The sequence below is a fragment of the Chloracidobacterium sp. genome (genome assembly GCA_016716305.1).
Lineage (GTDB): Bacteria > Acidobacteriota > Blastocatellia > Pyrinomonadales > Pyrinomonadaceae > OLB17.
On sequence record JADJWP010000002.1, the window covers coordinates 1,612,981 to 1,632,404 of the forward strand.

Sequence of the window (19,424 nt, forward strand, 5' to 3'; positions counted from 1 at the left end):
CAAGAGTGCACTTTAGGCACGGGTAAGGCTGCGATACTTGATCCGGTGCGGCTGGTCGGCGTCATGCCCGAGACGCCGTTTTCGGTCCTCTTCGTATTCGCTGTAATTACCGTCGAAATATTCGACGTGCGAATCGCCTTCGAACGCCAGAATATGCGTCGCGATACGGTCAAGAAACCATCGGTCGTGGCTAATTACGACCGCGCATCCTGCAAAGTTTTCTAAAGCTTCCTCGAGTGCACGCATCGTGTTCACGTCGAGATCGTTGGTGGGCTCGTCGAGCAGTATAACATTTGCGCCCGATTTCAACATCTTTGCAAGATGGACGCGATTGCGCTCGCCGCCCGAGAGCTGTCCGACGCGTTTTTGCTGATCGCTGCCCGAGAAATTGAACCGCGACACGTATGCTCGAGCGTTCATTTCGCGTTTGCCGAGCGTCACGAAATCAAGGCCGTCGGCGATCTCGTCAAAGATGGTCTTGTCGGCATTGAGCGAATCGCGCGATTGGTCAACGTAACCCAGCTTTACCGTCGGCCCGACCTTAAATGTGCCGCTGTCGGGTTCTTCCTGGCCGGTGATCAGTCGAAAAAGCGTCGTTTTTCCCGCGCCGTTCGGGCCGATCACGCCGACAATTCCGCCCGGCGGAAGCGAGAATTCAAGATCCTCGAACAGCAGTTTGTCGCCGTAGGCCTTTGAAACGCCATGTGCTTCGATGACCAGATCGCCAAGACGCTCGCCAGGCGGGATGAATATCTCGAGATCTTCGCTGCGTTTTTCCGATTCGGTCGCGACCATTTTTTCATAGTCGTTGATACGCGCCTTCGATTTCGCATGGCGGCCCTTTGGCGACATGCGTATCCATTCAAGTTCGCGTTCGAGGGTCTTTTGCCGTTTGTCCTCGGTCTTTTGCTCCTGCGCAAGCCGCTGCGATTTTTGTTCGAGCCAGCTCGAATAATTACCCTTCCACGGGATGCCCTCGCCGCGGTCGAGTTCGAGTATCCAACCGGCAACATTGTCGAGGAAATACCGGTCATGCGTTACGGCTATGATCGTCCCCTCGTATTTCTGCAGGTGCTGTTCAAGCCACGAAACGGTCTCGGCATCGAGATGATTGGTCGGCTCGTCGAGCAAGAGGATATCCGGTTTTTGCAGCAGCAAACGGCAAAGCGCGACGCGGCGTTTCTCGCCGCCTGAAAGCGTAGCGATATTCGTATCCGCCGGCGGGCAGCGGAGAGCGTCCATCGCCATCTCAAGCCGCGAATCGAGGTCCCACGCGTCGGCATGATCGAGTCTTTCCTGCACCTCGCCCTGCCGTTCGATAAGCGAGTTCATCGCGTCATCGTCCATCGGCTCGGCGAACTTGGCGTTGATCTCCTCAAATTCCTTGAGCAGATCTACGGTCTCCTGCACGGCTTCCTCGACGATCTGCCGAACCGTCTTGGTCTCGTCGAGCTTTGGCTCCTGTTCGAGATAGCCGACCGAATAGCCTTTCGAAAAAACGACCTCGCCGTTGAACTCTTTGTCGGTACCGGCGATGATCCTCAGCAATGAGGATTTACCCGCGCCGTTGAGGCCGAGCACACCGATCTTTGCCCCGTAAAAGAACGAAAGATAGATGTCCTTAAGGACGGGCTTCTTGTCGTAAAACTTTGATACTTTGACCATCGAAAAGATGATCTTGCTTGGTTCTTGATTGCTCATATCGCGAAAAGCGTAATTCTAACAAAAAAAGAGGCGAGGTCTAACCCGCCCCCTGTCAATAGAGGTTTCGCGTGCTGCGGTCGAGATGAAGGGCCGATGAGCGCCAGGCATTTCGCCTGCTGCTAAAAGATACGGACGGCCGTCAGGTCAGTGTCGGTATATTTCTGATCGAAATACCAGGCGTTATTGAATGTCGTGTTTCCGCTGAACTGGCCGTCACGCAGGGTCGGGCTATCGGCCTGCAGCACGAGGTTCCATTCATCGATCCCGGAGAAATAATGAAAGGTGAACCTATACGACACGGTCTCGAGTTTGCGATCCTGTGTAGCGGCGACCGTCCCAAGCGCGTCGCCGCCACCGGCTTTTCTATATGACGTGATGGTGCTTTTTGTCGGGTTGACCGTCAGCGTGCTGCCGTTGACAGAGTATCTGCCGCTCTCTCTGACGATGAAGATCACAGGATGCGTCATCCTGAATGTACGCTCGGTGTAGGCGTAGGTTCCGTTCGAGTTGAACTCATAACGGCTTCTCGTATAGCCGGCGGTGCCCCAACTCGCCGTGTTGCCGTACGAGGGCGCGCTCGAACTCGAACGCTGCCATCGGCCGATGAGCTTTGCGGCATCGCCTGAAGGCGCCGCCGCGGGCGGAGCGACCGAAGCCTTTGGAGCCGCGATCTGCGGGAGTTTTACGCTGTCGACGAACACCTCGATGTCCTGTTGGCACGATTCAGAATTGGTGATCGACAGGATGGCAACAACTTTGCCGTTGCCCGTGAAAGTCGTCAGCAAAGCTGCCCCTTTCAGCCCGTCCTTCTCGAACCCGGCAACGCCGACTTCCGCCTGCCAGCCGTTCTTTTCGCCGCCCTTTCCACGCTGAGGTGCGGAGGCGTTCAGGCCATCGGTCGCCATGCCTTTCCAGAGCAACTCGAAGTTCTTCACCGGATCGCCGACGCCGTCCACTGACCGTGTCAGAGATATCACGCAAAAGCTGCCGCCTGACTCTTTTGTAAAACGCAGCGAATCGGCATCTTTTTCGAACGCAAAACCCGCGGGCGGCGTGTAGGCAACAATGTCGAACTTCGCAGTCTGGGAAATGGCGACGGTTAAGAAAATGTGGATACAGATCAGGGCCAGAATTATGTTGGGCTTTTTCATTGATTTTCCTCGCATCAGTTCAAGCTGTTTCAATACGCGAGTGCGAACAAAAAATCGGTTCAAAAAAGTGCTCGAACGAGCATAGCCACCCAAACATAATTTGAGCTTGAGCATAGCCACGCCGTTCACGGCGTGGTGAACCCAGCGAATAAAACCTTAGGGCGTTTACGCCCTTCGAAGGTAACCCCGTAAACGGGCTGTAGAAATTTGGGCGACCCGTCCCACGCCGTAAACGGCATGGCTATGCGAAGCCAACCGCTATTCATCCTTGGGGCTACGGCTTGAAACCCTCATTCCTGCCATGAGGCGAAATTCCTCGGACTCAGGCCCTTTGGGATCGCCTTCGTCGTCGTACTCATAACGATGGCTTATAGCGACAACCTTTGCGACAGCAGTCTTCTCACTTACCGAGGCGACCGAAATCTTTACTTCGGTGTTCTTTACTCCGGTCAGCCAAAAGCTCATCCCGACGATCACGCCTTTGTCCTTGCCGGCATCGATGGTGACATCCGGGTACCACTGCTCGGGTTTTTCTCCGATACGCTCGATCCTTGCCTTGACCGGTTTTCGGTTGAGGAGGTGTTTGAACTGGGTTGGAAGTTCGGGCTGGCCTTTCGGCGTATCGGCGTTTCCGTCCGACTTTGAGTAGAAGCTGTGGTAGTCGTTAGATGACCCTGAATTAACTGCGTAAGCAAAAAGCTCAAGCTCATCTGTTGGTATCAACCACCGCTGTTGGCCCCATTTCACCGGCGTATATTCCCGTTTTATCGAAAGCACATGTTCGCCGGCAAATGTCTGTTCCGAGGTTAGAATGAGCAGCCCATTCTCGAACCCGGCGGATCCAAAATTCACCCATGCACGAGGACCGTAGCTACACGTGTCACGAAAGGCGGCGAATCCGAGCTCCGGCGTCCATACGAGGACATCAGACCAGGTCTCGCCAACGTATCGCGCGTAAGCACCAGCCCATTCGTCCGATGGAGTACCTTGTATTTCAGAGGTGATCTTGATGAATCGCTCGCGAAATGGTGCCTTAATCTCGTCGGGCAAGATATCAACGTAACCTTGCGCATTTGTCACCGGAACACAAAGAGTCAACAACACGAAGCCGAGGATGACGATGGCAGGTTTACGAATCATCGATCGTTAGTTTATCAAAACATTTCGTACTGCGACACGATTTATTTGATCGCACTTTACCTCAAACCCGATTCCCGGGATGTCGGGGGCACTGATCAAAGGTCAAGATTTCTCAATAGCTCATCCCGGCTCAATTCGTGGTGCCGGGCGATGTCGGCGAGAATGCCGGCGAGGGTTCCTATCTTTAATGGGTCGTGGGCCGGGATCGTTATGTGGTGTTCGCCGTTAACCGCTGTTGTCAAGCGAATATGACTTCCGGATTGGCGGGTTATTTCATATCCGAGTGCTTTCAATGCATTCGCGAGCGAAAGTCCGCTGATATCTCGGGGGAGCTTCATGCTGCCAGAACTTCCTCCGAAACAAAGTGAAGCCGAATCATTTTCGGTTTGGCATCCGGTTCAAAATGACAATCAACGGCATCACGAATGTTGGTTCTCAACTCTTCGATACTCTCGCCTTGCGTAAATATCGACTCACCCAAGGCCCGGGCGTTGTACCCACCCTCAATGTCGTCTTCGACCACGAAAATTATCTCATTAATGTTACTCATCACCTGATTATAACTAATTTTCGCATCGGTCGGTTACAAAAGCGCGTAAACCAAATCGGGGACAACCTCCGCATGAAATTGTCGCTAGTGTCTACGAACCCACTATGTTACTGCTCCGATTTTTCCCGTTCTGCGTTTACCAATGCTAGCGTTGATTCATAGAGACCGCCGAAACTTATCATTGTAACGTCTTCAAATTTGTACTTTGTGAAACCATACCAAACCGCATCAGTATCCATTTCTTGTTGCTTGAAACTCTTCTTCCTGATCTCGGTAACCTTGCCGATGTAACATTCGTTCTTGTGCAGACGCTCTGTCTCGACGACCAAAAGAGGAAATAACTTGCTGACGCTTTCCAAAACATCCGACCAGCTGGCAATAGAAATTTTCGGCAACGGCTTGGGCACGATCTTCTTGGCTCGAATTACTTCGCTCAAAAAAGACGTTTCGTCGTCATAGACCGCATACTTCTTTACGTCAGCGTTGGAAAAGACACAGTAGCCATCTAGGATAAAAAGTTAATGATCAAAAACGTGTAGCAGCGTAAGGTCGTCGTTGCAATCCACAACGAAGCCGTACAACGGATGTTTATCTAATGGCTTTCGATCAAATTCAACAAGCCATTTATTCAAAATTATCTCATCGATGCTTGCCACTTTCTTCTTAGCCATTTACTTAACCTCCGAAGTTCTTACCGTCGCTTGATCGATCCGTTCGCGTTTTACCTCAAAACCGATTCCCGGGCGTGTGCGTGCTTTATAGCTATGCGAAGCCCAAACTAATCGCCGTAGAACTTCACATAAGTATGAATTCCATCCACATGCTTTTTCAAAAATGCGATGATCTTGTGAAGATGTTCGCGTTCACTCAGGTCACAGAGTGGCTCTAAGGCTAACACTTCGTTGAGGAGAATCGGCTTCTGAAGCATATTGAATGTCGTGTCTCCGTAAGGATCGATGTATTGAAGACAATGTGTTTTTGCCAGAGTCGCTTTGTCTAATTTTGTCAGAATCAACTCCAGGAGCCGTTCGTCAGGCATTGCATCGATGGTCGCGCCATTTTCGCTTTCAACAACCATAATCAATTGATCCGAACACTTTTTGCCGAGACCTTCTTTATGCGATCGAGTCTTACCTCAAACCCGATGCCCGGACCGTCCGGGGCGGTGATGGTGCCTTCGGGCGAGACCTCGACTTCCGGGGAGATGATGTCTTCGTGCCAGTAGCGTTTTGAGGCCGAGACGTCGCCGGGCATGGTGTAGCCGGCGAGGGTCGAGATGGCGATGTTGTGTGCCCTGCCGATGCCGGATTCGAGCATGCCGCCGCACCAGACAGGCATGTTGGCTTCGCGGCAGATCTGCTCGATCATCTTTGATTGCGTGTGTCCGCCGACGCGGCCGTTTTTGAGGTTGATGATTTTGCCTGACTTGAGCTCGATCGCCTTGCGGGCGTCCTCGGGCGATTTTATCGGCTCGTCGAGACAGATCGGCGTTTTGATCTCACGCTGGAGCTTTGCGTGGTCAATGATGTCGTCGTACGGGAGCGGCTGTTCGAGCATCATCAGGTCGAATTCATCCAGCGACTTGAGCTTATCGATATCCGCAAGCGTGTATGCGGAATTCGCGTCGCCCATCAACAAAATGTCGCCAAACTCAGCCCGCACGGCCATGATAACGTCGTAGTCCCACGAGGGCGAGATCTTTATCTTGATGCGTTTGTAGCCCGCCTCAAGCTCGACGCGGATCTTGTCCAGAAGCTGGGCGATCGAATCCTGTATGCCGATCGAAACCCCGCATTCGATCACCTGATTTACACCGCCCAAGTGCCGCCACAAAGGCACGCCGAGCTTCTTGGCTTCGAGGTCCCAGCACGCCGTTTCGATGCCCGATTTCGCCATCCGGTGGCCGCGAACCCATTTCATCAGATTCCAGACTTCCGCGGCCGACGCAACCTCTTTCCCCACGACCATCGGTGCAAGGATCTTCTCCGCCGTCACCCATGCCGAATCGGTCCATTCGTCGGAATAACCGGGCTCTTCGCCGCACGTGATCTCACCCCAGCCTTCGGCTCCGTCGGCGTCTAGAACGCGGACCAGAATTATACGGCGTTCATAGGTCCGGCCAAAACTGGTCTCAAAGAAGTGGACGAGCGGGAGGTTTATCTCGGTAAGTTCTATTGCTCTAATGTTTAGCATAACGGCAAAGCAATTAGATTAGTTTTAGTTGCGAATAATTGCAATCAAAGCCGTTCTGCATTCGCTGACCTACTCGTAGACCTCAAATTGAACGTACGATGTTTTCAGCTTTCGCTTCGACTTCGCCAAATTGTCGATGACGATGACCTGAAGGACATAATCGCCGGGCGGCATTTCTCGCCCGAGACTAATGGCTCCGGCGGCCTTGAGCCGTTCCGGGTCGGTCTGGCCCGCCGGATCATACGGAACATTGACGCCGTCAAGAACGACGGTCCTGCCTCTGAAAAGCCGTATCTTGGTGGTCAGGCTTGGCCGCTTAGCGGCATCGAGCCTCGCGTTATAGATCTCGAATGCATATTGAAGGACGCCGTTCGACCGAAACCGACGCAGCGACGTGTCGGTCAACGCCGTCGAACCCTCGGAGGCCGATGCGGGCCGGCCCTCGGCGAGAGCCTTCCAATTTTCAAATGAATGGCGTTCGAGCACTATGCCGGAAAGCGTCAGGTTTCCCTTCTTCATGCTCGGCACTTCAATGAACTGATTCGCCGAGCCGACCGTCCCGGCGGTCTGATCTCTGATCGCAACGCGATACTGATAAGCGCCCGGTTTCTTGACCGGAAACGCAAAATGATAAACGAAGCCCTCGGCCATTATCTTGCGATAGCCGCGGTCATCGACGTTGATCGTGTAGGCCCGCGAGATCTGATCGACCGGGACGCCGTTATCGCCAAAGCTGACCGCGAGTATTGCGATCTCAGCCTTTCGGCGGCCGTCGGGCATATCCACGAACTTCAGGCCGCCGGCATCGACGTGGAGCAGCGACCGGACAAAATTGCCCGACCTTGCATCGTTACCGTAAAGCGAGTTCAGGCTGAGACGGATGTCGTTGACAGCGAAGGGCGATGTGAGTGCCGTCTGGATCTGCTGCACCGGAGTGAGTTCGGCCGTCGGCGCGCGGGCGATATTTTCGTTTGCGACGTTAAAGAAACCGCTGCGATACCTAACGGTCAGGTCCTTGCGGGCGACGCGCACCTCGAGCCGGTTATACCGCCTCTTTATCGGATCGAACGTATCCGAATCGGGTTCGTAACCGATCAGGTAATAGCTCTGATCCTCGATCACCTTTCGCAGCCCGCCGATGATGTCGTTGTTGTTCGTGACGGCAAACCCGCCGGTCTCTTCGGCAAGGTATCGGAGCCCGGCCTGCGTTTCGATCAGCTCATCGGAACGCGTCGAGAGCGTTCGCTGTATCGCCTGCGGCGATGTGTCTACGATGCGGTCGGCGGCCGTAAAGCCGGTGAAGACCAGCCCGCGCGGATCGATGGTATAAAAAACGACCGATGAACGGTTCGCCACGTCGACCAATTTCCTCAGGAATTCGAGGACGCCCCCGGCACCCGAAAATCCCTGCGAGTCGCGCTCCAGCAGCCGAAACCCGTCGGAAAAAAGCACGACCGATTTTCGGCCCGGCAATTCGCCCATACCTTCGACAATGTATCGAAGAGCGCCAAGCGTACCGGTGGCAAAAGTGCTCCCGCGAAAATCGTCAAAGCTATTGTTGAAGTTGCGTTCCTGTTCGAGATCCTCGTCCGATACGGTCGAGTCGCCGGCGGCCCTCGCTTCTTCGAGCATCGTCGGCTCGATCGGGGCAAATGCCCCTATTCCGCCCCGGCCGATCGGGTTCCATCTGACGCGCTCGATCGCGGCATGCAGAAGGCGCTTGTCGGCGGTGAATTGCTGCAATGCTCCGATACCCGCGCCTGTACGAATTATCGCTACAAGATCGCCGTCCTGCATCTGTTCGTCGACGAACTTCTTCAGTGCTCTCCGGGTTTGATAAACGCTTTCGAACGAAAGTGCCAGATCGTCGACGACCAACGCCACCGTCCGCCTGACCGAATCCATCTTAACGGCTGCCGGCGGCGCCGGAACACCCATCGCGTCAGGCTGGGCTGCGATATCAGGACCGATCTGTTTCTCGGCCGAGATGAACGAAAAATTACTGATCTTTTGTCTTTCGCCGTTCTCGAGAATCTCAAAGTCCTCGGGCTTGAGTCCGCGGACGACCTTTCCCTTTCCGTCAACGACCGTCACGTCGAGCTGGATCAGCGTCGTCGAGATCTTGACGACACCAGCCTCTTCGGGCGTCGGCGTCGGCGTCGGACGCTGGGCGGCGACGGCGGATGCTGCCGACAGGACGATAAGCAGAAGTTTGAAGAGTTTCATCTACGAGCCTTTTTGATCTATTGCTTTCAAATAATGCGATCGGGCTAATTTACTATCTCGAACTGAACGAACTGCGAAGCGACGCGTTTCTTGCCGCCCGCTGCTTCGGTGACGACGATCTGCAGAATGTAATCGTCGGGCTCCATGTCGGTGCCAAGGGTAACACCGCCGGCGAACGGGAGCGTATCCGAACGACTGCCGCCGCCGTCGATCGGAGTATCGCGGCCTACGAACACCGCTCGCCCGTTGCGAAAGATCCTCGCCTGTGCCGTTACCTTTGGCGAACGTCCGCCCGATGCCCGGATGTTGAAGACCTCCAGCCCGTAACGCAGGATCGTGCCTCGCCTGAACCGTCGGCGCGACGTGTCATTGAGCGGATCGGTGGTTATTTCGGCGCCGGTATTGCCGCTCTGGCCGGTGATACGAAGCCATTGCTGGTTGGTGAGATTCTCGAGAATAATGCCCGAAAGCGTCAATTCCTGCTTTCTGAGATCGGGCATCTCGACAAATTGGTTTGCCGAACCGACCTTGGCGCTGCCTTTGTCGCGAAGCGCGACGCGCATCTGATAGGCTCCGGGCCTGCGGACCGGAAAGACAAAACCGTAAACAAAACCGTCGGCGACTATCTTGCGATGCTCTTCGGGCGAGATGTCGAGGAACGCGGTGATGTCCTGCTTGTCGACCGGAACGCCGTTATCGCCGAAACTCATTGCAAGTATGTCGAACTCGGCTTTGAGCTTCCCATTCGGCTGTTGTTCGAACTTGAGATCTTTCGCCGCAATGTGAAGGAACGAGCGGAGGTAGGTCTCTTTTCCGACGACCGTAAAGACCGTGTTCAACGTCAGCTCGACGCCGTTTGCCGAGAACGGCGACGTGAGTGCATCCGTTATGGTCATGCCCGCCGTCGCCGGACCGCCCGGTGCACGTTCAGCATCGGCAGCCGCGAAAAAGCCGCTTCGGTAGCGGACGACCGCATCCGGTCGGCTGACGCGAACGGTCAAACGATTGAACCGGCGCTTTTCGGGGTCGAACGTTTCTGTATCGGGCAAATAACCAAGCAGGTAATAGCTTTGGTCATCAAGCATCCGGCGAATGCCGCCGTTAAGATCGTTGTTGCTGATGATCGCGATTCCGCCGGTTTCGCGGGCGAGAAATACGAGGCCGTCCTGTTTATCAAAGAGTTCGGTCGTCCTGCCCGTGATCAGTCCCTGCGTTGAAGCATAATCGACGGTCTCGGTCTTGTCTTCAGCTCGCTGCGCGGTTGGCTGCAGGCCGCGGGCATCCATCGTATAGACGACCACCGACGCCCGGTTCGCCACATCGACCAAAGCCTGCAAACCGCGAAACGTCCGCGAGATCTCGGGCGGGCCGCTCGCATTCGATGTGTATAAGTAAAACCCGTCGGAGACCAGCATCAATGATTTACGGCCCGGCAGTTCCTGCATGCCGCGAATGACGTAATCGAGCGCACCGAGCGTTCCGGTCGAGAAAACGTCGCGTCTGAAATCCTGGTATTCCTTTTGAAGCGCGGCGGGCGACCGCTCGCCCGGGCCGCTGCCGGGCGTCTCGAACTGTTCGCCGGCAAGCTGCGGCGTTCCCTCGATCGGGGCAAACGCGCCGCTCGTATTCGCTATCGGATACCATTTGATCCGCTCGATCGCAGCTATCAGCTGCCTGCGGTCCGACGTGAATTGCTGCAGTGCTCCTATGCCGCCGCTTGTGCGAATTATCGCGACCAGATCGCCCGGCTGTATCTGTTCGTCGACGTATTTGCGAAGCGCCCGCCTGACGAAATGGACGCTCTCGAAGGAAAGGTTCAGATCGTCGACGACCAATGCGACCGTCCGCCGAACCTGCTCGGGGCGGAGCCTTGCCGCCGGTATCGGAGCTCCCTGTGATTCCCCATCGCTCTTTGCCGGCGATGCGGTTTCCTTAATGCTCGTGACGAACGAGAAATTGCTGATCGGCTGTTTCTCGCCATTTTCAAAGATCTCAAATTCCTCCGGCTTCAGGTCACGGATGATATTGCCCTTCCGGTCGGTCACGGTAACGTCGATCTGAACAAGCGCGGTCGTGATCTTTACCACGTCCTTTTCGTCGGGCGTCGGCGTCGGCCGGGCGTCTTGTGCGAATGTCGCTGAGGAAGCCGCGATCAGCAGAACTGCCGCAGCCAGTTTTAGACGTTTCATCGTTTGTTTAGGTAGACCGTTCAACACTCGGGCGTTGTTTGGTATAATAGGGTTTATCGGCCGAATTGGGAAGCTTTTCCCGCGGACATAACCCTCGCCGTAATTCGCATCAAACCGCAAAGGAGTTCTAAAGAGTAATGATTCAAAAGTCGATCTTAGTGTTGTCCGCTGCAGTGATCAATTTGGTGGTTTTCACTGTCGGGTGTTCGGCCCAGCAGACCGAGCAGCAGGCACTTGAATCGCTGCGCGAGATGACAAAAGGCAGTAAGCTGCCGGTCGAATCGGTCGTTGAGGACATCGAACGCCGTTTTCGCGGTTCGCGGACCGGAGCGCTTGCAAAGCTCGTCAGGGCTCGGATCAGGTTTGATAACAAAGATTTTCGCGGTGCCGCCGCGATCTTGAACACTGACGATTTCAAGAAACTGACGAATCTCGGCGATTATGCCCTTTGGCTGCAGGCACGGTCATTGCAGAGCGATGGCGACCACGCCGGAGCAATGACGGCTTTTGATCGGGTGGCCAACGAATACCCGACATCGCTGAGAGCGGCAGATGCCCGGCTTCGTTGGGCCGAATCGGCTTTGGCTGCCGGACGCTACGGCGACATTCCGCCGAAATTATCGTCGATGAATGCGGCGCATTCGGCCGAATCGCTCCTTCTCACCGCCAAGTCGTTCGAAGCCGCAGGCGATCAGCGAAACGCAGCTGCTTTCTACCGCAAGGCTTTCGTTTACGGAGGCTCCGGAACGGCAGGTACCGAGGCTGAAACGAAATTAAGGTCGCTCGGCATCGAGACATCGGCTGCTGACGCCGAAGAAGCGAAGGTCAGGGCTGACCGTTTGCTTTCGACGGGCGCGGCCGCACAAGCTTTTGATTCGTATACAGAACTGATCGCAAAATATCCGGCCGACGTTACGCCGGAGGTCCATTTGGGCCGCATCAACGCCGCCGTCAAAGCCGGTGACCCGATAAAGGCACAGACGGCATTCGACGCGATGCCCGCGGCAATGGAAGGCCGAGATCAGGCATTTCGCGCGTTGGTCAATGCGTATTCGAAAGCCAAGCTCTGGCCGAGAGCACGCACTGCCGCTGAAGAGATGCGGCAGCGTTATCCGAACAGCCCGCTGACGGTCAAGGCATGGGTCGAGGCCGGTTATGCGGCCCGCGATGCCAAGAACAAAGGCGAAGAGAACTACTTTTTGCGTGCTGCACTGGTCAATTATCCGAGCGCCGTCGAGGTCGCCGGTGCGCAATTCGAACTCGCATGGCTCGAACATGAATCGGGCAACAGCACACGTGCCGCCGATATGCTGATCGAGCACCTCGCGCGCTACGCCGGAAAGGATTCGAGCAATCGCGGACGCGCCGGTTATTGGTCGGCCCGAAATGCTGAAAAAGCCGGCCGCCTCGCCGAGGCCTGTGCGCTTTACGATGCACTTGTTTACCGGTACGCGGCGAATTGGTACGGCCACATCGGTTTTGAACGGCTGAGCTCTCTACGCGGACGCGGACAATGTAACGGCGAGGTAAAATTCCCCGCCGGTTCGCTTGTTCCACAGGCCGCTGCCAATCTCCGCACCGTCACGGTCGCACCCGAAACATCCGGACCTAAAGAGATCGAACGCGCCGAAAAGAGCGAACAACTGAGTGCGATCGGGTTGTTCGACTGGGCGATCGATGAACTCAAGGCGGCCCAGAAGACGGCTCAGAATTCGCCACGGATCAACCTTGCTCTCGCAAAACATTACCGGATGAAGTCTGACAACGTGAATGCGCTGCTTTCCCTGGCAAAAAGCTATCCGGACTATGCACAGATGTTCCCCGAGGAAATGGGCCGCGAGGAATGGGACATCTTTTATCCGCACATTGCCTGGGATCAGATCGCACGATGGGCGAAGCATCGCGACCTCGACGTTTACAAAGTAGCGGGATTGATCAGGCAGGAATCGGTTTTCAACCCGACCGCCCGCTCGTCCGCGAACGCCTACGGCCTGATGCAGCTTCTGCTGCCGACGGCGCGGATGATGGCGCGAAAGAACGGCACCACCGCACCTCTTGCATCCGCAGCCGAACTCTATCAGCCTGCCCTCAATATCGAACTCGGCACCGCATACATGCGCGAACAGCTGGATAAATTCGGCCGCATCGAATATATGGCCGTTGCCTACAATGCAGGGCCTGGCCGCGTGCCGCAATGGCGTGCGACATTGCCGATCGAGATGGACGAATTTGTCGAGGCGATACCCTTCCGCGAGACAAAGGGTTACGTTCAGGGCATAATCCGCAACACGGCGCAATACCGCCGGCTTTACGACGAGAACGGCAACTTCAAGCCCAACGTCGGCGCGAACCCGCTTCGTGCGGCGATCGATTCGATGCCGCGCGAGCAGCTCGCCACGGCCTTTCCTTATGTCGTGCTTGATGCCGGCAGCGGCGGTGAATAGGCTCGCTTACGCCTTCGGGTGGGCGCGGTCGTAAACCTCGATCATCTTTTCCATCGAAACCTGCGTGTAGATCTGGGTGGTAGAAAGGCGCGCGTGGCCAAGAAGCTCCTGAATGTCGCGAAGGTCGGCGCCCTGATCGAGCAGATGCGTCGCGAACGAATGGCGAAGGCTATGCGGCGAAATGTCGTGTATGTCGGCACACTGCTTGATGTATTTGTCGATCAATCGCCCGACACTCCGCGTGGTAATGCGGCCGCCGCGGCGATGAAGAAAGACCGCGCGTTCGTCGCGTTCCGCCGGCGGACATTCATTCAGAAAGGCCTTTCGCGAGGTCTCGAGATAAAGCATTAACGCCTGCAGCGCGTGGTCGTGAAACGGAACGATCCGCTGTTTCTTCCTTTTGCCCATTACGCGGACCATCCGCTCGCGAAAATCGATGTCGCCCATGTTGATCCCGACGAGTTCGCTGACGCGAATGCCGGTCGCATAAAGGAATTCGATGATCGCCCGGTCGCGACGGCCGAGATCGGTATTGATGTCGGGCGTTTCGATGAATCGCACGGCGTCCTCCATCGAAAGGTGGTTCGGCAGCTTGCGTTCGATCCGCGGTGTGGCGACGAGCTTTGCCGGATTGCTTTCAAGTTTCCCTTCGCGGACCAGGAACTGAAAAAAAGTTCGAAGACTGGCGAGCTTGCGCGCTATCGAGGCCTTTTTCTTGTCGGCCGCGTGGAGTGACGACATCCATTCGCGTATCGTCAGACGGTCGATCTGTTCGACCGAGATATCCTCTCGCCGTTCGATCCTCAAAAGGTGATCGCGAAACTGCCCGAGATCCGATGCGTAATTTCGCAGCGTATGAGCGCTCAGATTTCGCTCATATTTCAAATGCTGAAGAAATTGTTCGAGGGCTTCGTTGAACATCCCTGAGCTATTTTGGAACGTAGTAACCTTTTCGTGTCCGCACCTTTAGATCTTCGCGGTTCTTTATGATCAGGTCGATCATCCGAAGCTCGCCCCGCTTTGCTGCGTCATCGTCAGGATAATAGCTAAGCACGTATTGCTGCGAGAGCTCGGCCGAGATCTGGCGGAATGCGTCGTCAAGCTCGTCTTCGTCGATCGGGGAATAGACCGCGCCGCCTGTCTGACGGGTGAATTCCTGCATTCGGCGTTCGGCGGCAAGCTGGCGAATATTAGCGTTGCCGGTTCGTGAGCGGGTTCGGATATAGTTCTCGAAATCGGTCGTCTTAACGACATAGACCTGAACATTGGCGATCTGGATCGACCGCATCGCCTGTTCGAACGTAACGTCTGATTTTGTATCGTCGCCGTCAGAAACGATGACTATGACCCGACGCCCGTCCGCCTTTTCGAGATATTCGGCCGCCATCACCAATCCTTCGAGCAAGGCCGTGGCGCCGGTCGGCGGCGGGAAAGATTCGATCGAACGTACGAGAGACGAAACGTCACGAGTCAGCGGCTGCTCGAGCTCGGTCACGGTCGAAACGCTAAACAGGGCTGCGAGGTCGCGATCGGGCCGCAGAACGCGGCGAAAAAACCTCACCGCGGCCTCTTTCTCAAATTCACGGGCGGCCAGAACGCTTGATGAATTGTCAAAAAGCATCGCCAGCCGGATGGGCGTTTCAGACCGCGAGAGTTCGCCGATCTCTGCCGTAACACCGTCGATCTTCAACGCAAAATCGGCCAGTTTCAAATTCGTCACCGGCCGCCCGTTTGCATCAACCACCGAGACCGGGATCGGGACGAGCGCCGAATCGACCTTGATCACGTCGTCATCGTCGGTCCTATTCGGGGTCGGGGTCGGCGTAGCGGAAACGCGTTCGCGTATCGGGCGAGGCACCGGAACCGATCTGACCGATGGCCCGTTGATCGGCTTTGGCGTAGGCGTCGGCTCGACCTTGACCCTGCCTGATTGTGCAGACGTGGTCATCGCGAGGGCCAGAATGATGGCGGGCAAAAACTTCATCCGAGGGTTTGATTACAAAGTGCTGCGAAAATATGCCTAAGTGAAGATAAGTTTAGCACCGGCCACAACAAGCACAACGGCCAACACCCTCCGAAGCGTAAGCGAATCGAACCTTTTGGCCCCGAGCGTTGACCCGATCAGGCCGCCGACGATCGCTGCGCCGATCCAAAACCAAACCTCCGACGGCAACGTTGGCATCTTGCCCCAGGCACCGGCAAGCCCGGCAGCCGAATTCACAAAGATGAACAGGGCCGAGACGCCCGCTGCGGTTTTTGCATTTGACCAGTGCATCAATAGCAGCAACGGCGTCAGAAAAATACCGCCGCCGACACCGACAAGCCCCGACAGCAGCCCGAGCACCGCACCGACCGCAAACGAAAGCCATACCGGATGATCTTTTACGTAGTCATCGCTCTTTAGGTTCCATGCGAGCCGTGCCGCCGCAAGCATGAGGATGACGCCGAGCACGATCTTATAAACGCTCGTCGGAAGCTGGATCGTCCCGCCGATGTACGCCATTGGTATGGACGCAACGGCAAAGGGCAGGAAGAGCCGCCACGAGAAATGCCCGGCGCGGTAATATTGGATCGTTGCGATCGAGGCGACAAACAGGTTAAGCGAAAGTGCCGTCGGCCGCGTTACCTCGGGCGCGACCGCAAGCAATGCCATCACCGCCAGGTAACCAGACGCCCCGCCATGCCCGACCGAGGAATAAAGGACGGCGACCAGAAAAATGGCCAGAATGATCAAAACTGTGATTGGTTCCATTGTTTCGCCGCCGTTGGCGACAGATCCTCCAGCCACTTATCCCAATCCTTTAGCGCACGTTCGACCTGTATCATATGCCGCTCGCGTTTTTGGCGATGTTTCTTGCGAAGCACGACGGGCAGCGGTTCGAGCAAGCCGAAGGTGATGTTAACCGGTTGAAAGTTCTTTGTTTCGACGTTCGAGACGTAGCGACAGAGAGCGCCGATGGCTGAGGTTTGCGGCGCAGTGATCATCTCTTGGCCGCGCAGAACGCGGACGGCATTAATTCCGGCGAGCCAGCCGGTGGCGACCGATTCGACGTAACCCTCGACGCCGGTGATCTGCCCGGCGAAAAATAGATTCGGATCTTTTCGGGTCGCGAGCGTTTCGTTCAAGATCGTCGGACTGTTGATAAATGTATTCCGATGGATCTGCCCGAACTGCAGGAACTCGGCGTTCTCCAGCCCCGGGATAAGTTTCAAAATGCGTTCCTGTTCGCCATACCGAAGGTGATTTTGAAAACCGACCATGCCGTAAGCGTCGGCCATCAGGTTTTCCTGCCGAAGTTGGACGCAGGCGTACGGCTCCTCGCCGGTCTTTGGGTGACGCAGGCCCTTTGGCTTCATCGGGCCGAAGCGGAGTGTTTCGGGGCCGCGGCGGGCGATCTCCTCGATCGGCAGACACGATTCGAACCAATGCGTGTCCTCGAACCGCTTGAGCGGCACCGATTTCGCGTTCAGCAGTTCCGAAACAAAAAGCTCGTAACGCTCGCGGTCCATCGGGCAATTTATGTAATCGTCGCCGCCTTTGTCGTAACGCGCCGCCTTGAACGCGACCGACATATCGATCGAATCCGCCGCCACGATCGGCGCGATCGCATCGTAGAAATAAAGCTGATCGTCACCCGTAAACCTCATGATGTCGGCAGTCAATGTATCGCTCGTCAGCGGGCCCGTTGCGACTATGGTGGGCGCTTTAGCATCAAATTCCGCATCCCGCATTCCGCATTCCGCAATCGAAATGACTTCCTCTCTTACGACCTCAATATTCGGATGCGCCGCAACCCGCTCGGTTATCATCTCAGCAAACTTTATCCGATCGACCGACAAAGCCGCCCCGGCCGGCACACGCGTCGCCTCGGCAACTTCCATCACCATCGAACCGCCGCGACGCAGTTCTTCCTTTAAAAGATAAGGCGCCGAGCCCGGCTCGTCGGTCTTCAGCGAATTCGAACATACGATCTCCGCCAGTTTGTCCGTCCGATGCGCCGGCGTTTGCACGACAGGCCGCATTTCAAAAAGCCGTACCCTCGCCCCTCGCTCCGCCGCCTGCCAAGCCGCCTCGACACCTGCCAACCCACCGCCAATTACATTAATCATTGCCCCTCTTTACTATTCTAAGAACCACTGCCGCTACCTGAAGTGCTACGAACGTGATCAACGTTCCGAGACCAAAATACGCTGATGGCAGGAACCAAGTATCGACACTAGTTACGGCATCGTTGCCGAATGAGAACATGAGTTGGTCAAATAGCTTTATTACGATAAAACTCAAGAAAACGATCAAGGCTGCGGCGAGACCGTGCGAGAGCCAGAACAAGCGCTTTTCAAATAGAATCACGATAGATAAAAGTCCTGAACATGCACAAACCGCAGCGAACTGGGATGCCATTACTGGGAATCGGCTGTGAAAAATGTGAAAGGACATATATTCGGTACTCCCTAATTCGTAGCCCCAGTAAGCTCCGGCAAGGAGAGCCGTCACTACCATTAGTAGGATCAGGATCACCTGTCGAATTCGTCTTAGAACATTCATCTTCATTACCGATTCTCGGTTACGCCGACCCACAGAAACTTACCGGTTCGATCAATACGCGTCAAAGCTATTGGATTCATCCGACAGCAGTTTCATCAGCCTCGGATTGATGAATAGCTTTTCTTTGAGCTCTGCATTTTCGACTAGCACGCCGATGTCTACAAGTTGCTTTAAGTATACAGAGGCTGTTTGGCGTTTGGCGATGCCTTTATCTACTACGTTTCCGATACGGCAATACGGGCGTTCAAAGATGAGGCTGACCAACTCGTAGCTATATACTTTCGGCAGCTTAGCCTTGACGTACTCGGCAGTTGCTTCCGATAGCGACCTGATCGCCGCGATCTTGTTAGTTGTCCATCGGGAAGTGTCGGCAACCGCATCAAGAACAAATTCTATCCAAGGTTCCCAGTCTTCATCTCTAGTGACCGAAAGTAAAAGCTGGTTGTAATCAGCCCGGCGTTCCAAGATGTATCGGCTAAGGTATAGGACCGGAATGCTCAGAAGCTGTTGCTCTATTAAGAAAAGACTGTTTATGATCCGCCCCGTCCGGCCATTTCCATCGGTGAATGGATGTATTGCCTCAAACTGATAATGGGCGACCGCAAGACGGATCAGCGGGTCGATCTCGGTCGCGTTGTGAAGAAAATTTTCCCAGTTCGAAAGCAGGTTGCGTAGCGCGTCCTCGCCGACTGGCGGTGTGTACACGATCTCGCCCGTTGCCTGGTTTCCTAGAGCGGTTCCGGGTATTCGACGAACGCGCATTTCAACACCCTTTATCTTGGAACAGATCTCTTCTGCCGTACGAGTGCTAAGCGGATACTTCGAAAGCGCCTGAAATCCTTGAAATAGGGCGGTGCTGTATCGCAATGCCTCTTTTGTCGCAGGATCAGCATTCGCTTCACTGTTCAGATGTTCGAATAGCTTATCGGTGGTTGTGACGATGTTTTCGATCTCGGAACTCGCCTTCGCTTCGAGTAATGGCAAGGTATTGATCAGCATTGAAGGATTTGGGATCAATTCGGCCGCTTGTTTTAGCTCCGCAAGCGCGGCACGCGCCTCGATACATTTCCGCAAAATGCGTTTTGTCTCTATATCTGCCTTGGGCGGAAGTTGTGGCAGGTCTTGATAAGGCTTTGTCGGATCCCATTTCGGCATATGTTTACGTCATCGACACATTACAACGATATGTCGACGTTTTGCGTTTTTATCGACATATCGTGAGGATATGTCGATGGCATCGACATGTCAAGAAAATATGTCGACGTTTTCCGATTTTATCGA

18 protein-coding genes are annotated in these 19,424 nt (G+C 55.2%); 1 reads left to right on the forward strand and 17 read right to left on the reverse strand.

Annotated elements, in window-relative coordinates; translation table 11 throughout:
* Positions 1-12: 12 nt before the first annotated feature.
* The 11 genes from ettA to IPM28_09290 all read right to left on the reverse strand — a co-directional run bounded on the left by ettA (position 13) and on the right by IPM28_09290 (position 11,153).
* Positions 13-1,701: an energy-dependent translational throttle protein EttA gene (ettA, locus tag IPM28_09240; GenBank protein MBK9173173.1), complete on the reverse strand. Its 1,689-nt coding sequence runs from the start codon at positions 1,699-1,701 to the stop codon at positions 13-15.
* Positions 1,702-1,823: 122 nt separating this feature from the next.
* Entirely contained in the window at positions 1,824-2,855 is a 1,032-nt protein-coding gene (locus tag IPM28_09245; GenBank protein ID MBK9173174.1) for a hypothetical protein, read from the reverse strand.
* 258 nt (positions 2,856-3,113) lie between these two features.
* Positions 3,114-3,995: a hypothetical protein gene (locus IPM28_09250; protein ID MBK9173175.1), complete on the reverse strand. Its 882-nt coding sequence runs from the start codon at positions 3,993-3,995 to the stop codon at positions 3,114-3,116.
* A gap of 95 nt (positions 3,996-4,090) precedes the next feature.
* Complete coding sequence (locus tag IPM28_09255; GenBank protein MBK9173176.1) at positions 4,091-4,333, reverse strand: type II toxin-antitoxin system HicA family toxin; 243 nt, start codon at positions 4,331-4,333, stop codon at positions 4,091-4,093.
* Positions 4,330-4,536 carry a 2-oxoisovalerate dehydrogenase gene (locus tag IPM28_09260; GenBank protein MBK9173177.1) on the reverse strand — a complete coding sequence of 69 codons (207 nt, stop codon included), beginning with the start codon at positions 4,534-4,536 and terminating at the stop codon, positions 4,330-4,332. Before IPM28_09260 ends, IPM28_09255 begins: the two co-directional genes overlap by 4 nt.
* Positions 4,537-4,652: 116 nt before the next feature.
* The gene (locus IPM28_09265; protein ID MBK9173178.1) at positions 4,653-4,982 is read right to left on the reverse strand and encodes a hypothetical protein; all 330 of its coding nucleotides are present in this window, start codon (positions 4,980-4,982) and stop codon (positions 4,653-4,655) included.
* 81 nt (positions 4,983-5,063) lie between these two features.
* A complete protein-coding gene (locus IPM28_09270) occupies positions 5,064-5,216 on the reverse strand; it encodes a hypothetical protein (GenBank protein MBK9173179.1) in 153 nt (50 codons plus the stop codon).
* A 107-nt stretch (positions 5,217-5,323) separates the two neighbouring features.
* Positions 5,324-5,623 carry a hypothetical protein gene (locus tag IPM28_09275; protein ID MBK9173180.1) on the reverse strand — a complete coding sequence of 100 codons (300 nt, stop codon included), beginning with the start codon at positions 5,621-5,623 and terminating at the stop codon, positions 5,324-5,326.
* Between the two features lie 2 nt (positions 5,624-5,625).
* Entirely contained in the window at positions 5,626-6,738 is a 1,113-nt protein-coding gene (menC, locus tag IPM28_09280; GenBank protein ID MBK9173181.1) for an o-succinylbenzoate synthase, read from the reverse strand.
* 69 nt (positions 6,739-6,807) lie between these two features.
* The gene (locus IPM28_09285) at positions 6,808-8,964 is read right to left on the reverse strand and encodes a VWA domain-containing protein (GenBank protein MBK9173182.1); all 2,157 of its coding nucleotides are present in this window, start codon (positions 8,962-8,964) and stop codon (positions 6,808-6,810) included.
* A 44-nt stretch (positions 8,965-9,008) separates the two neighbouring features.
* Positions 9,009-11,153 carry a VWA domain-containing protein gene (locus tag IPM28_09290; protein MBK9173183.1) on the reverse strand — a complete coding sequence of 715 codons (2,145 nt, stop codon included), beginning with the start codon at positions 11,151-11,153 and terminating at the stop codon, positions 9,009-9,011.
* Positions 11,154-11,290: 137 nt separating this feature from the next.
* On the opposite strand from IPM28_09290, the gene IPM28_09295 reads away from it, so the two are divergent.
* On the forward strand, positions 11,291-13,597 hold the full coding sequence (locus IPM28_09295; GenBank protein MBK9173184.1) for a transglycosylase SLT domain-containing protein: 2,307 nt from the start codon (positions 11,291-11,293) through the stop codon (positions 13,595-13,597).
* Between the two features lie 6 nt (positions 13,598-13,603).
* Here the strand turns inward: IPM28_09295 and xerC are convergent, their stop codons facing one another.
* The 6 genes from xerC to IPM28_09325 are packed head-to-tail and all read right to left on the reverse strand — an operon-like array spanning position 13,604 to position 19,298.
* Positions 13,604-14,518, reverse strand: a complete 915-nt coding sequence (gene xerC, locus IPM28_09300; GenBank protein ID MBK9173185.1) for a tyrosine recombinase XerC — start codon at positions 14,516-14,518, stop codon at positions 13,604-13,606.
* Positions 14,519-14,525: 7 nt separating this feature from the next.
* Positions 14,526-15,581, reverse strand: a complete 1,056-nt coding sequence (locus IPM28_09305; protein ID MBK9173186.1) for a VWA domain-containing protein — start codon at positions 15,579-15,581, stop codon at positions 14,526-14,528.
* A gap of 36 nt (positions 15,582-15,617) precedes the next feature.
* Positions 15,618-16,349 (reverse strand): sulfite exporter TauE/SafE family protein, encoded by a 732-nt coding sequence (locus IPM28_09310; GenBank protein ID MBK9173187.1) that lies wholly within the window; start codon positions 16,347-16,349, stop codon positions 15,618-15,620.
* Positions 16,328-17,707 carry a methylenetetrahydrofolate--tRNA-(uracil(54)-C(5))-methyltransferase (FADH(2)-oxidizing) TrmFO gene (trmFO, locus tag IPM28_09315; protein MBK9173188.1) on the reverse strand — a complete coding sequence of 460 codons (1,380 nt, stop codon included), beginning with the start codon at positions 17,705-17,707 and terminating at the stop codon, positions 16,328-16,330. Before trmFO ends, IPM28_09310 begins: the two co-directional genes overlap by 22 nt.
* Positions 17,700-18,149 (reverse strand): hypothetical protein, encoded by a 450-nt coding sequence (locus IPM28_09320; GenBank protein MBK9173189.1) that lies wholly within the window; start codon positions 18,147-18,149, stop codon positions 17,700-17,702. The genes trmFO and IPM28_09320 overlap by 8 nt, the downstream gene beginning before the upstream one ends.
* A 45-nt stretch (positions 18,150-18,194) precedes the next feature.
* On the reverse strand, positions 18,195-19,298 hold the full coding sequence (locus IPM28_09325) for a Fic family protein (GenBank protein MBK9173190.1): 1,104 nt from the start codon (positions 19,296-19,298) through the stop codon (positions 18,195-18,197).
* Positions 19,299-19,424: the final 126 nt, after the last annotated feature.

Excerpts from the sequence above, each read along its gene's own strand:
- IPM28_09255 (MBK9173176.1), bottom strand. The coding sequence starts at position 4,333 with ATGAAGCTCCCCCGAGATATCAGCGGACTTTCGCTCGCGAATGCATTG.
- xerC (MBK9173185.1), bottom strand. The coding sequence starts at position 14,518 with ATGTTCAACGAAGCCCTCGAACAATTTCTTCAGCATTTGAAATATGAG.
- IPM28_09275 (MBK9173180.1), bottom strand. The coding sequence starts at position 5,623 with ATGGTTGTTGAAAGCGAAAATGGCGCGACCATCGATGCAATGCCTGAC.
- ettA (MBK9173173.1), bottom strand. The coding sequence starts at position 1,701 with ATGAGCAATCAAGAACCAAGCAAGATCATCTTTTCGATGGTCAAAGTA.
- IPM28_09250 (MBK9173175.1), bottom strand. The coding sequence starts at position 3,995 with ATGATTCGTAAACCTGCCATCGTCATCCTCGGCTTCGTGTTGTTGACT.
- IPM28_09305 (MBK9173186.1), bottom strand. The coding sequence starts at position 15,581 with ATGAAGTTTTTGCCCGCCATCATTCTGGCCCTCGCGATGACCACGTCT.
- IPM28_09310 (MBK9173187.1), bottom strand. The coding sequence starts at position 16,349 with ATGGAACCAATCACAGTTTTGATCATTCTGGCCATTTTTCTGGTCGCC.
- IPM28_09325 (MBK9173190.1), bottom strand. The coding sequence starts at position 19,298 with ATGCCGAAATGGGATCCGACAAAGCCTTATCAAGACCTGCCACAACTT.
- IPM28_09285 (MBK9173182.1), bottom strand. The coding sequence starts at position 8,964 with ATGAAACTCTTCAAACTTCTGCTTATCGTCCTGTCGGCAGCATCCGCC.
- IPM28_09245 (MBK9173174.1), bottom strand. The coding sequence starts at position 2,855 with ATGAAAAAGCCCAACATAATTCTGGCCCTGATCTGTATCCACATTTTC.
- IPM28_09295 (MBK9173184.1), top strand. The coding sequence starts at position 11,291 with ATGATTCAAAAGTCGATCTTAGTGTTGTCCGCTGCAGTGATCAATTTG.
- menC (MBK9173181.1), bottom strand. The coding sequence starts at position 6,738 with ATGCTAAACATTAGAGCAATAGAACTTACCGAGATAAACCTCCCGCTC.
- IPM28_09290 (MBK9173183.1), bottom strand. The coding sequence starts at position 11,153 with ATGAAACGTCTAAAACTGGCTGCGGCAGTTCTGCTGATCGCGGCTTCC.
- IPM28_09270 (MBK9173179.1), bottom strand. The coding sequence starts at position 5,216 with ATGGCTAAGAAGAAAGTGGCAAGCATCGATGAGATAATTTTGAATAAA.
- trmFO (MBK9173188.1), bottom strand. The coding sequence starts at position 17,707 with ATGATTAATGTAATTGGCGGTGGGTTGGCAGGTGTCGAGGCGGCTTGG.
- IPM28_09320 (MBK9173189.1), bottom strand. The coding sequence starts at position 18,149 with ATGAAGATGAATGTTCTAAGACGAATTCGACAGGTGATCCTGATCCTA.